The sequence below is a fragment of the Dorea sp. BIOML-A1 genome (assembly GCF_009875615.1).
In the GTDB taxonomy this organism is placed as follows: Bacteria; Bacillota; Clostridia; order Lachnospirales; family Lachnospiraceae; genus Dorea_A; species Dorea_A amylophila.
Genome location: NZ_WWSA01000018.1, coordinates 24193 through 37131 on the forward strand (window position 1 = coordinate 24193; position 12939 = coordinate 37131).

Here is a 12939-nt window from a genome sequence, read left to right on the forward strand (position 1 = left end):
AAACCTAAGGAGGACACCATGGGAGAAGAAACAACAGTTTCCAAAAATTTTATTGAACAGGAAATAGATAAAGATCTTGCAGAAGGCGTATACAGTGAAGTATGTACGAGATTTCCGCCGGAACCGAACGGATATCTGCATATCGGACATGCGAAGTCGATTCTTCTGAATTCAGGACTTGCAAAGAAATATAACGGAACCTTTCATTTGAGATTTGACGATACGAACCCGATGAAAGAAGATATGGAATTCGTAGAGTCCATCAAAGAAGATGTAAAATGGCTGGGTGCCGACTGGGGAGATCATCTTTATTTTGCATCAGACTATTTTGACCAGATGTATGAGTGTGCAGTAAAGCTGATCAAAAAAGGAAAGGCATTCGTCTGTGACCTGACAGCGGAAGAAATGCGTGAATACCGCGGAACCCTGACAGAGCCTGGAAAGAACAGTCCGTATCGTGACCGTCCGATAGAAGAGAATTTAAGACTTTTCGAAGAGATGAAAGACGGAAAGTATCAGGATGGAGAGAAAGTTCTGCGTGCAAAGATTGATATGGCATCGCCGAATATCAACATGCGTGATCCGATCATCTACCGTGTGGCGCATATGACACATCACAATACAGGAGATAAATGGTGTATTTATCCAATGTATGATTTTGCACATCCGATCGAAGATGCGATCGAGCACATTACACATTCTATCTGTACACTGGAATTTGAAGACCACAGACCATTATATGACTGGGTTGTAAAAGAGTGTGAATTTGATCCGGCACCGAGACAGATTGAATTCTCCAAGCTGTATCTGACGAATGTTGTTACAGGTAAGAGATACATCAAGAAGCTTGTTATGGATGGTATTGTAGACGGATGGGATGATCCGAGACTTGTATCGATCGCAGCTCTCAGAAGAAGAGGATTTACACCGGAATCCATTAAGATGTTCGTTGAAATGTGCGGAGTATCCAAGAGCCAGAGCTCTGTGGATTATGCAATGCTGGAGTATTGTATCCGTGAAGATCTGAAGATGAAGAAGCCTCGTATGATGGCAGTCCTGGATCCGATCAAACTGGTGATCGACAACTATCCGGAAGGAGAAGTGGAATATCTGGATGTAGAGAACAATCTGGAGAATCCGGAACTTGGTGTGAGAAAAGTGCCGTTTGGACGTGAACTTTACATTGAGCGTAATGATTTTATGATTGATCCTCCGAAGAAGTATTTCCGCCTTTTCCCTGGAAACGAAGTACGTCTGATGCATGCATATTTTGTGAAATGTGTCAGCTATGAGACGGATGCAGAAGGAAATGTAACGGTGGTACATTGTACGTATGATCCGGAGACAAAATGCGGAACCGGGTTTACCGGACGTAAGGTAAAAGGAACGATCCACTGGGTAAGTGCACCACAGGCTAAGAAAGCAGAAGTCAGATTATATGAGAACCTGATCGATGAAGAGAAGGGAGTATATAATAAAGAAGATGGATCGCTGAACCTGAACCCGGATTCCTTACAGATTTTAAAAGAGTGCTATGTGGAAGACAGCTTTAACGAAGCAGGTCCGTGTGACAGCTTCCAGTTTGTAAGAAATGGATATTTCTGTATTGATTCGAAAGACTCCACACCGGAAAATCTGGTGTTTAACCGTATTGTATCTCTGAAGAGTTCTTTTAAACTGCCAAAGAAATAACCGGGTGAAAAATAAAAAATGAATGAATTAACGATAAATCTTAACAGTCGTTCGAAGAAGCCGCTGTATGAGCAGATTTATGATCATATCAAGTCTGATATCCAGAACGGGAGACTCCGCTATGGGGAGAAACTCCCTTCTACCAGGGCTTTGTCCAAGCATCTGGAAGTCAGCCGCAGTACGGTTGAACTGGCATATGAACAGTTATTATCAGAAGGATATATCGAGTCTGCGCCATACCGCGGTTTTTTTGTGGCTCAGATTGATGAATTATATCAACTGAAAAAAGAAGAAAAAAAGCCGGAACGTAAGAGAGAAAAGAAAAGAATATACCGTTATGATTTCACACCGAACGGAGTAGATCTTAACAGTTTTCCATATAATGTCTGGAGAAAACTTTCGAAAGACATTTTGCTGGATGACAGGACGGAGTTGTTCCGTTCAGGAGATCCGCAAGGTGAATATGGATTCCGGGGAGCCATCTGCAATTATCTGTATCAGGCACGAGGCGTGGACTGTTCTCCGGAGCAGATCGTGATCGGAGCGGGAAGTGATTATATTCTGATACTGCTTAGTATGATTCTTGGAAAAGAACATACTATTGCATTTGAAGATCCTACATATAAGCAGGCATATAGAGTGATTCAGACACTTGGATATGAGACTGTGCCGGTTACAATGGATCACAATGGAATGAGAATATCAGAGCTGGAAGATTCAGAGGCAGATATTGCATATGTCACACCGTCGCATCAGTATCCGACAGGAATCGTTATGCCGATCAAAAGAAGAATGGAGCTTCTGAAGTGGGCATACGGGAAGGAAGGCAGATATATCATAGAAGACGACTATGACAGTGAATTCCGCTACAAAGGGAAACCGATCCCGGCTCTGCAGGGATATGATGCAGAAGATAAAGTTATCTATCTGGGAACTTTTTCAAAATCCATTGCACCGGCTATTCGTCTGAGTTATATGGTACTGCCGAAATCTCTCCTGGATGTGTATCGGACAAAAGTGAACTTTATCAACTCAACCGTTTCAAAGGTGGATCAGATGATCGTACAACATTTTATCGAAGATGGTTATTACGAACGTCATTTGAATAAGACAAGAGCTCTGTATAAAAACAGGCATGATGTTCTGATCGATGCACTGAAGCCTCTGGCAGATATCTGTGCGATATCGGGAGAGCATGCGGGAGTACATATCCTGCTGACATTCGAAAAGGGATGGAACGAAAATGAGCTGATCGAACGGGCAAAAAAAGAGGATATCCGTGTATATGGACTTTCGGATTACAGGATCAGGAAAGATACAGATGAGCGGGCAACGATTCTTCTGGGATATGCAAATATGAATGAAGAGGATATCAAAGAAGCAGTGGGAATTTTGAATAGGTGTTGGAGAAGATAAAAGAGCAGTAAGCAATGTAAAATAAGAAAATAATTTACATTGTTTACTGCTCTTTTGTATAGCTGCAGTCTGAATTCAGTCTGTGTCAGCAGAACTAATCTTCTTTCCCTTCGTGAGCATCCGCATCCAGAATATCTTCGCCGGTCTCTGTTTCTTCTGCATCGTCTGCTTCTTCCGGAGAAGCTTTTCCTGCGTTCAGATCAACGTATCCCCGGTCGACCGGTTGAAGATCATTGTCAAGATCGAAGTCTTCATCTTCAAAATCATCGTTGAAATCTTCATCCACATCTTTTTTAGATTTTTTAAAATAATAAACAAGACCTGCAGCGGCACTGCCGATTGCAGCAAGACCCAATAATTTTTTCATCCATTTTGCCATGATTGTATGACTCCTTTCCATTCTTTTCCTTATCATAGCACATATTATATGTATTTTTCTATTAAATTAAAATAAATTATCTGCAAGTTGAGAAGAAAATGAAAATATGATACACTGTATAACATATCCTGGCGGTACGGAGCCTGAGAAAACGGAGTAAGATATTAGGAACAAAGTGGATGTACAGCCCTGGATAAAGGAGAGAAAAAGTATGAAAGAACAAAGCACAAAGACTGTTGCAAAGAAGAAATTCTTTAAAATGGTATTCAGCCGTGCCGGAATTTTTGTGATACTGATATTGATACAGATGCTGGTTTTTCTGGGGATTCCGTACTATCTGAAAGAATATGCAACATTTATATACAGTGTGATGTCTCTGATGGAGATTATAGTTCTTGTGTATATTATTAATACAGAGGGAAATCCGGCGTTCAAGCTGTCATGGATTCTGTGTGTGATGGCAGTACCGGTTGTCGGGACGATATTTTACATCTATGTGCATCTGCAGCTGGAAACACGGTTTGTACAGAACCGCCTGGCGGCATTGCGTATGGAGACGGAACCTTACATGGATCAGGATCAGAAGATCACGGATGCACTATGGGAGGGAAAATCTGCAAATGCACAGCTGTCGTATTATCTGTCGCATCAACTGGGATTCCCGACTTACAGGAATACAGAAGCCGAATATTTTCCGGTTGGAGAAGCCAAATTTGCATCCATGATAAAAGAACTGGAAAAGGCGGAAAAGTTTATTTTCATGGAGTACTTCATCGTAGAAGAAGGTATCATGTGGAATACGATCCTTGAGATCCTGAAGCGGAAAGCAGCGGAAGGTGTGGAAGTCCGGTTCATGTATGACGGAATGTGTGCATTTGACCTGCTGCCCTACAGCTATCCGAAGAAACTTCAGAAATACGGTATCAACTGCAAGATGTCGAATAAGATCCGGCCATTTGTCTCGACGATACAGAACAATCGCGACCACAGAAAGATCTGCGTGATCGATGGACAGGTGGGATATGTAGGGGGTGTGAATCTTGCTGATGAGTATATCAATGAGAAGGAACGGTTCGGACACTGGAAGGATACGGCGGTACTGTTAAGAGGTGATGCTGTCCAGAGCCTGACGATGATATTTCTGCAGATGTGGGATGTGGATATGCGGGGCGTGGAGCCTTATGGAAAATATCTGACCAAAAAAGAGGATACATTGAATGAAAAACTGGGATATGTGATTCCATATGCAGACAGCCCGTTTGATCATGAAAATGTAGGAGAAGAAGTATATTTCCATATTTTGAACCATGCAAAAAAATATGTGCATATCATGACCCCGTATCTGATCCTGGACAATGAGATGCTTACTACACTGATCCGTGCAGCGAAAAGTGGTATTGAGGTGATCATCATCATGCCGCATATTCCGGATAAGTGGTATGCATTTGCTGTGGCAAAGACCTACTATAAGGAACTGATCGAGGGCGGGGTACAGATCTATGAGTATACACCTGGATTTGTACATGCAAAAATATTTGTATCCGATGATGATACGGCAACGGTAGGAAGTATCAATCTGGATTTCAGAAGTCTGTATCTGCATTTTGAGAATGGTGTGTTTATCTACGATAATCCTGAAGTGCAGAAAGTAGAAGAAGATTTTCAGAATACGCTGGCAAAATGTCATAAGGTTACAGTGACGGAAGTGAGAAACAGAGGAATTCTGATGAAGACGGCGGGGCAGGTATTAAGACTGGTTGCGCCGCTAATGTAGAAAATACAGGAAATCCTGTGGATTTTATGTAAAAATATTGTTGAACCAAGGTAAAATGTATAGTATAATGCTTAGGGTGGTTTGATTAGATCCGCTAAAGAAGACTGATAAGTCATGTTAATATCGCAGGAGGAATGGATATGGTTAAAGCAGTAGTCGGTGCCAACTGGGGCGACGAAGGAAAAGGTAAGATTACAGATATGCTGGCTGAACAGGCTGATATTATCGTAAGATTCCAGGGAGGCGCGAATGCAGGTCATACAATTATCAATGATTATGGAAAGTTTGCATTACACACACTTCCATCAGGAGTATTTTACGATCATACGACAAGTATTATCGGAAATGGTGTAGCACTGGATGTGCCGGTATTATTTAAAGAAGTACAGTCTATCATCGATCAGGGAGTTCCGATGCCGAAGATTCTGGTATCTGACAGAGCTCAGATGGTAATGTCTTATCATAAGAATTTTGATGCATACGAAGAGGAAAGACTGGGAGGAAAATCTTTCGGTTCTACAAAATCAGGTATCGCACCATTCTACTCAGACAAATATGCAAAGATCGGATTCCAGGTCAGTGAGCTGTTTGATGATGAACTGTTAAAAGAAAAAGTTGTTCGCGTAGCAGAGCAGAAGAATGTATTGCTGGAGCATCTTTATCATAAACCATTGATCAATCCTGATGATTTATATAATGAACTTCAAGAATATAAGAAGATGGTTGAGCCATTCGTATGTGATACTTCTCTTTTCCTGAATAATGCGCTCAAAGAAGGAAAAGAAGTATTGTTAGAGGGACAGCTTGGATCACTGAAGGATCCGGATCACGGAATCTACCCAATGGTTACTTCATCTTCTACACTGGCAGGATACGGAGCGATCGGAGCAGGAATCCCTCCGTATGAGATCAAGAAGATCGTAACAGTATGTAAAGCATATTCAAGTGCAGTAGGAGCCGGAGCATTCGTAAGCGAGATCTTTGGTGACGAAGCAGACGAATTAAGACGCCGCGGTGGTGATGGCGGAGAATTCGGAGCAACAACCGGACGTCCGAGAAGAATGGGATGGTTCGACTGCGTGGCTTCCAAGTACGGATGCAGAATGCAGGGAGCAACAGACGTTGCATTTACAGTATTAGATGTACTCGGATATCTGGATGAGATTCCGGTATGTGTAGGATATGATATCAATGGAGAAGTAACAACAGACTTCCCTACTACACATCTGTTAGAGAAGGCAAAACCGGTTCTTAAGACACTTCCGGGATGGAAATGCGATATCCGTGGAATCAAGAAATACGAAGACCTTCCGGAAAACTGCAGAAATTATATCGAGTTTATAGAAGAACAGATCGGATACCCGATCACAATGGTATCCAATGGTCCGGAAAGACACGATATCATCTACAGAGAGTCTGAACTTTCAAAATAGAATAGAGTATTTAAGAAAATACAGATAAGCAGGATAAAGACAGGGACAGAACACAAAAGTGTTTTATCCCTGTCTTTTTGTAGCGTAAATTATGTTTTCTTTAAGAAAAATCTTATGGTTTATTCAGAAATTTTCCACAACGACGACACATTCCATGCATATAATGAAACCATCGTAAATATAATAATAACGTCGGTGTAATCAGATACCAAAGACGCAAGAGGGGAAAAATAATCAAGATGGAGGTATGCACTATGAATACAAGAGACTGGACAAAAGAGGAAGCAGAAGTTATTTCAATGGAAGAATACCTTGCAAAAAGAAAGAAAATCAGAGAAGATGAAAGAAAACATAAGAAAAAAGGCTCAGACGATCGCGAAGAAAGTCTGATGCCCTTTGAGTTCTACATGGTATCATCGCTTGCATGGTCGTGAGACGAAGAAGACTTGGATGCGTTGTCCGGGATGTGCCTGCGGAGGCTGTCTGTCGGATCATCAGATGGAATATCATGCTGTGTGAGTCTGAACACAAGCATGTAACCATAGAGCAATACCGGCAACACGATCGTACATGCGACAGATGCCCAGAGAAGATCAATGGAATGAGGACTTCCGATCAAGGCAAATATTAATGTACTAAGATACATACCGAATAATAAAACCGCAGCAATGAGTGCCAGGATACGTTTTGCATTTTTCATAATAATCATCCTTTACAATGAATCAAGACTTTAGTATATTATATAGAGAGCAGTGAAAAATTGCAAATGAATATCGTACAAAGGAGTATAGAAATATGAGCACATTATATCAGCAGTGGCAGAACATCGCTTATGATGAGACTGCAGACAGAAGTCAGTTGGAAAAATTTTGGGGAACATATTTCCAGATTGAGAAAGAGATTTACGAAAAGCTTCTTTCTAATCCGGATGAAGCAGTGAAAGGGACCGTAAAAGAACTGGCTGAGAAATTCGGACAGGAAGTTCTGACTATGATTGGTTTCCTCGATGGAATCAATGAAAGTCTTCTGATCGAACAGGATCTGGATGCAGTAGAAGAAGATACGGTGGTAAGCCTTGCATTTGATAAAGAAAGACTGTACAAGAACATGGTAGCAGCGAAAGCTGACTGGCTGTATGAGCTTCCACAGTGGAAAGAAATCTTCTCTGAAGAAGAATTGAAGAAATTCTATAAAGAGCAGAAAGAATCTACAACAATTCGTAAACCGAAAAAAATCGGAAGAAATGATCCATGTCCGTGCGGATCAGGTAAAAAATACAAAAAATGCTGTGGCAGATAATTTTTCTGGCAGCAGGTATTCTGAGTCTCATTTATTACGGTGCGATCTGTATCGCACTGAAAAAATGGGACTCTACTTTTTCCAGATTTTGGCTGGTATGCGGAAGTATCGGAATTGCAGGAAGCGTTCTGATCCGTTTATATGGAATGCCGTGGATAGTAGAATTGCTGATCGGTATCACGGTGTGCCTTCTTTTGCTTGCAGAGATGAAGATCATAACAGGAATGTGCGGAAAACCTTTGGAAAAAGGAGCGACGGGAACCGGTAGAAGATGGATTATTGTACTGGGAGCACAGGTGAGAGGAAGGAAAATTACGGATTCATTGAAACGAAGACTGGATTGCGCATTAGCCTATCTGACAGAACATCCGGATGTGCATGTGATCGTCTCCGGCGGACAGGGGAAAGGTGAAGAAGTCACAGAAGCATATGCGATGGCACAGTATCTGGAGAATGCCGGGATTGACCGTGGACGGATCGTGCAGGAAGATGTGTCGGTAAATACACTGGAGAATCTGAAATTTTCCGGAAAACTTATTGAAGATGCGGATACACCGGTCGGGATCGTCTCGAATAATTTTCATGTATACCGCGGATGCAGGTATGCAAAACATGCAGGATTTAAGAATCCGTTTCCGATAGCGGCGAGCTGCCATCCGTTATTATTTCCGAATTATTTTGTGCGGGAATGTTTTGCAGTCTGGAAACTGTGGTTGAAAAAATATTGACAAAGTAAAACCGCGTGTTATAATGAGAGCGTATGAAAACACGTTGAAGAGAAGAGTAAGCTGGGAAAGAAATACCAGAGAAAGAAGTCACAGGCTGAAAGCTTCTTATTTTGGAACCTTCTGAAAACTACCTCTGAGTGGCTGAAAAACAGTCCGGTGATTCCGTTATCGTCATAATTAAGAGGTTCTGACATAAGAAGTCTTGAAAGTAGAGAATTTGAAGTGTCAGTTCAAACAGGGTGGAACCGCGAGATAATTCGTCCCTTACAGCAATTGCCTGTAAGGGACTTTTTTTATCACTATGTAAAAAACAAAAAGAGAGGACATGATAATTATGAAAATCACATTAAAAGATGGATCTTTCAAAGAGTATGAAGGAAGTATGTCAGTGCTGGATATTACAAAAGATATCAGCGAAGGTCTGGCAAGGGTGGCAACTTCCGCAAGAGTAAATGGTGAAGTAGTAGATCTCAGACATGTTGTGGATGAAGATTGTGAACTGGAGATCCTTACATTTGATAACGAAGAAGGAAAGGGTGCTTTCTGGCATACCACATCTCATATTATGGCACAGGCAATCAAACGTCTGTATCCGGATACAAAGCTTGCGATCGGACCGTCGATCGAGAATGGATTCTACTATGATGTAGACCGTGAGACACCATTCGTAGCAGAAGATCTCGAAAAGATTGAAAAAGAGATGAAGAAGATCGTCAAAGAAGCTCTTCCGATCGAACGATTTACAAAGACAAGAGAAGATGCAATCGCATATTTCAAAGAAAAAGATGAACCATATAAAGTTGAATTGATCGAAGACCTTCCGGAAGGAGAAGAGATCAGCTTTTATCAGCAGGGAGAATTCGTTGATTTATGTGCCGGACCACACCTGATGACAACAAAGCCGGTAAAAGCATTCAAGCTTACAAGCCTTGCAGGTGCTTACTGGAGAGGCAGCGAGAAGAACAAGATGCTCACAAGAATCTACGGTATCTCTTATCCTAAGAAAGCACAGTTAGATGAATATCTGACAATGCTTGAAGAAGCAAAAAAACGTGACCATAGAAAACTCGGCAAAGAACTTGGACTTTTCATGATGTGCGAAGAAGGTCCGGGATTCCCGTTCTTCCTTCCAAAGGGAATGGTGCTTAAGAATACATTGCTTGATTATTGGAGAGAACTTCACAAAAAAGCAGGTTATGTAGAAGTATCTACGCCGGTAATCTTAAGCAGACACCTCTGGGAGACATCCGGTCACTGGGATCACTATAAAGAAAATATGTATACAACACAGATTGACGGAGAGGACTTTGCGATTAAGCCAATGAACTGTCCGGGTGGAATGCTCGTATATAAAGCTGAGCCACGTTCATATAAAGATCTCCCGCTTCGTGTCGGAGAACTCGGACTGGTTCATCGTCATGAAAAATCAGGACAGTTACATGGTCTGATGCGTGTGCGCTGCTTTACACAGGATGATGCACATATCTTTATGATGCCGGAACAGATCCGTGATGAGATCAAAGGTGTTGTAGCACTGATCGATGAAGTATATCAGCTGTTCGGATTCAAGTATCATGTAGAACTTTCTACACGTCCGGAAGACAGTATGGGAAGTGACGAAGATTGGGAACTTGCAACAGAAGGTCTTCGCGGCGCACTGAATGATCTTGGTCTTGATTATGTAGTAAATGAAGGAGACGGAGCATTCTACGGACCAAAGATTGATTTCCATCTGACAGACTCTATCGGAAGAACATGGCAGTGCGGAACAATTCAGCTTGATATGCAGCTTCCACAGAGATTTGAACTGGAATATACAGGTGCAGACGGAGAGAAACATCGTCCGATCATGATCCACCGTGTAGCATTTGGATCCATCGAGAGATTTATCGGAATCCTGATCGAACATTTTGCGGGAGCATTCCCTACATGGCTCGCACCGGTACAGGTTAAGGTGCTTCCAATCTCGGATAAACATTTGGAATACGGACAGAAAGTAATGGAGACATTAAATGCGGCAGGTATCCGTGCAGAGATTGATACACGTGCGGAAAAGATCGGTTATAAGATCCGTGAGGCTCAGATGCAGAAGATTCCATACATGCTTGTAGTAGGAGCAAAAGAAGAAGAAGAAAATCTGGTATCCGTAAGAAGCAGATTTGCAGGAGATGAAGGCCAGAAGAGTCTGGATGCGTTCGTAGCATCTGTTGCAGATGAGATCGCAACAAGAGAAAGACGAGAAGTTGTAAAAGAAGAAAACTAATTTATTTTTACAAAATGTATAAGAAATAAAAAGAACTGGCATAATATATCTTGTATTTGAAAGGAGGATATATTATGCCAGATTTACGATGTACCGTACAGACTTGTACACACAATCAGAATTATTACTGTAATCTTGACAGTATCGTGGTAGGAGGAAATTCTGCAAAGAAAGCTGCTGAGACAAGCTGTGACAGCTTTGAAGAGAGAAAAGGCGGAAGCGCCTATGCGGATGCATACTCGGATATGGAAGGGAAAGAGGCATCGGCAAAGAGCAGTGTAGACTGTAAGGCAACAGAATGCATGTATAATAAAGAATGTCAGTGTCACGCCGGAAAGATCAGTGTAGAAGGCGGAAATGCCTGTCATTGTGGCGAGACAGAGTGTGCAACATTCAAGTGTGGATGTGCATAAGATAAGGCGGATGGCGGATACCGGCTTTGACGGATAGAGCGGCCGGGGCGGAAATAAAAAAGATCAGAACATAAGTTTTTATAAAAGTTTTATAGAAACAATTGTTCTGATCCTTTTTTGTCGGTTGACGTAAATTTACGGCAAGGGTATAATGATTTTATATGCGAAACAGGCAGGAAAGAAGAGGAGTTTATGAGCAAAGAAGAAAATACATATTATAAAGACCGTCCCAGTTTTGGGAGAAAGGGTCCATCCAAATTAAGGCAGCAGTTCAACCGCGGAATGACATATTTCCTGGTAATCGTTGCATGTATTCTGGTCTATTTTGCAATGCTGCGTGTGACAGCAATTTCAGATACGGTATTAAAGATACTGTCTATCCTGAAGCCGGTGCTGTATGGATGCGGAATTGCATATCTGTTGAATCCGATCGTGAGAACGGTAGATGCATATCTGGTGCCGGTTCTGGAAAAACATATGAAGAAGAAAGAAAAAGCGAAGACGGTATCAAGATGTGTAGGAGTGATCCTGGCATTGGTCGTACTGATCACCGTTGTGACAACGCTTATCAATATGCTGATCCCGGAACTGATCGCAAGTATCCGGAATCTTATCTTTACGCTTCCGGCTCAGATCAACCAGCTGGTGAAGCAGGTGAATCATATACAACTGGATGACTCGGCAATGACGACAATGTTGAAGAATGCGATGAACGAGGCATCCACAAGCCTTCAGAACTGGATGCGTACGGATCTTCTGGACAAAGTAAATGAAGTGATGACCCATCTGACGGTTGGATTATATACACTGGTTATGGAATTGTTCCATGCGGTAATCGGAGTGATCGTATCTGTGTATATTTTGTTCGGCAAAGAGACATTTATTAATCAGAGTAAGAAAGCAACATATGCGATCTTTCCGACAGAACGCGCCAACCTGTTGATTCATATTGCAGTAAAGACAAATGAGATATTCGGGGGATTTATCATTGGTAAGATCATCGATTCTATCATTATCGGAATCCTGTGCTTTATTGGTACATCACTTTTGAATATGCCGTATGCAATGCTTGTCAGCGTGATCGTAGGTGTGACGAATGTAATTCCGTTCTTCGGACCATATATCGGAGCAATTCCGAGTGCGGTTCTGATCGCACTTGCAGATCCGATGAAAGGAGTCTATTTCCTGATCTTCATCTTGTTGCTGCAGCAGTTTGACGGAAATATACTGGGACCGAAGATTCTTGGAAATTCTACCGGGCTGTCCGCATTCTGGGTAATCGTATCGATCCTTCTCGGGGGAGGCTTATTTGGAATTCTCGGAATGTTATTCGGAGTGCCGGCGTTTGCAGTCATTTATTATATTGTAAAACTTTTTCTGGATAATCAATTGGAGAAAAAGAAATTGCCGACAGAGTCAGAATGCTATAACGGAGATAGTTATGTAGATAATGATGGGACATATTTTCAGAAAAAAGATAATATGACCGAGAATGAAGAACAGAAGACAGAAGAAAATAAAAAGGAAAAAGAGGAATAAATT

Annotated in this window: 12 protein-coding genes; 10 read left to right on the top strand and 2 right to left on the bottom strand. The window is 41.8% G+C overall.

What is annotated here, in order from left to right; all coding sequences use genetic code 11:
* Positions 1-18 precede the first annotated feature (18 nt).
* Both GT508_RS08455 and pdxR read left to right on the top strand, forming a co-directional pair.
* Positions 19-1692, top strand: coding sequence for a glutamine--tRNA ligase/YqeY domain fusion protein (locus GT508_RS08455; RefSeq protein ID WP_028086010.1), 1674 nt, complete (start codon positions 19-21; stop codon positions 1690-1692).
* Between the two features lie 18 nt (positions 1693-1710).
* Complete coding sequence (gene pdxR / locus GT508_RS08460) at positions 1711-3108, top strand: MocR-like pyridoxine biosynthesis transcription factor PdxR (protein WP_161144013.1); 1398 nt, start codon at positions 1711-1713, stop codon at positions 3106-3108.
* 94 nt (positions 3109-3202) lie between these two features.
* Here pdxR and GT508_RS08465 read toward each other — a convergent pair whose 3' ends face one another.
* Positions 3203-3487 (bottom strand): hypothetical protein, encoded by a 285-nt coding sequence (locus GT508_RS08465; protein ID WP_161144014.1) that lies wholly within the window; start codon positions 3485-3487, stop codon positions 3203-3205.
* Between the two features lie 211 nt (positions 3488-3698).
* Between GT508_RS08465 and cls the strand changes: the two genes are divergently transcribed.
* The 3 genes from cls (at position 3699) to GT508_RS08480 (ending at position 7128) form a co-directional block, all read left to right on the top strand.
* On the top strand, positions 3699-5261 hold the full coding sequence (gene cls / locus GT508_RS08470) for a cardiolipin synthase (RefSeq protein WP_161144015.1): 1563 nt from the start codon (positions 3699-3701) through the stop codon (positions 5259-5261).
* A gap of 140 nt (positions 5262-5401) precedes the next feature.
* Positions 5402-6694 (top strand): adenylosuccinate synthase, encoded by a 1293-nt coding sequence (locus GT508_RS08475; protein ID WP_161144016.1) that lies wholly within the window; start codon positions 5402-5404, stop codon positions 6692-6694.
* Between the two features lie 254 nt (positions 6695-6948).
* On the top strand, positions 6949-7128 hold the full coding sequence (locus tag GT508_RS08480) for a hypothetical protein (RefSeq protein ID WP_022415996.1): 180 nt from the start codon (positions 6949-6951) through the stop codon (positions 7126-7128).
* On the opposite strand, the gene GT508_RS15130 is transcribed toward GT508_RS08480, so the two are convergent.
* Positions 7098-7394 carry a hypothetical protein gene (locus GT508_RS15130; RefSeq protein ID WP_330576898.1) on the bottom strand — a complete coding sequence of 99 codons (297 nt, stop codon included), beginning with the start codon at positions 7392-7394 and terminating at the stop codon, positions 7098-7100. The genes GT508_RS08480 and GT508_RS15130 overlap by 31 nt on opposite strands.
* 95 nt (positions 7395-7489) lie before the next feature.
* Here GT508_RS15130 and GT508_RS08490 point away from each other — a divergent pair, with 95 nt between their 5' ends.
* The 5 genes from GT508_RS08490 (at position 7490) to GT508_RS08510 (ending at position 12936) form a co-directional block, all read left to right on the top strand.
* Positions 7490-7993: an SEC-C metal-binding domain-containing protein gene (locus GT508_RS08490; protein WP_028086005.1), complete on the top strand. Its 504-nt coding sequence runs from the start codon at positions 7490-7492 to the stop codon at positions 7991-7993.
* On the top strand, positions 7978-8721 hold the full coding sequence (locus GT508_RS08495) for a YdcF family protein (protein ID WP_161144017.1): 744 nt from the start codon (positions 7978-7980) through the stop codon (positions 8719-8721). Before GT508_RS08490 ends, GT508_RS08495 begins: the two co-directional genes overlap by 16 nt.
* Before the next feature lie 334 nt (positions 8722-9055).
* Positions 9056-10984 carry a threonine--tRNA ligase gene (gene thrS / locus GT508_RS08500; protein WP_161144018.1) on the top strand — a complete coding sequence of 643 codons (1929 nt, stop codon included), beginning with the start codon at positions 9056-9058 and terminating at the stop codon, positions 10982-10984.
* A gap of 74 nt (positions 10985-11058) precedes the next feature.
* Positions 11059-11397 (top strand): DUF1540 domain-containing protein, encoded by a 339-nt coding sequence (locus GT508_RS08505; RefSeq protein ID WP_161144019.1) that lies wholly within the window; start codon positions 11059-11061, stop codon positions 11395-11397.
* 192 nt (positions 11398-11589) lie between these two features.
* Positions 11590-12936: an AI-2E family transporter gene (locus GT508_RS08510; RefSeq protein WP_161144020.1), complete on the top strand. Its 1347-nt coding sequence runs from the start codon at positions 11590-11592 to the stop codon at positions 12934-12936.
* Positions 12937-12939: the final 3 nt, after the last annotated feature.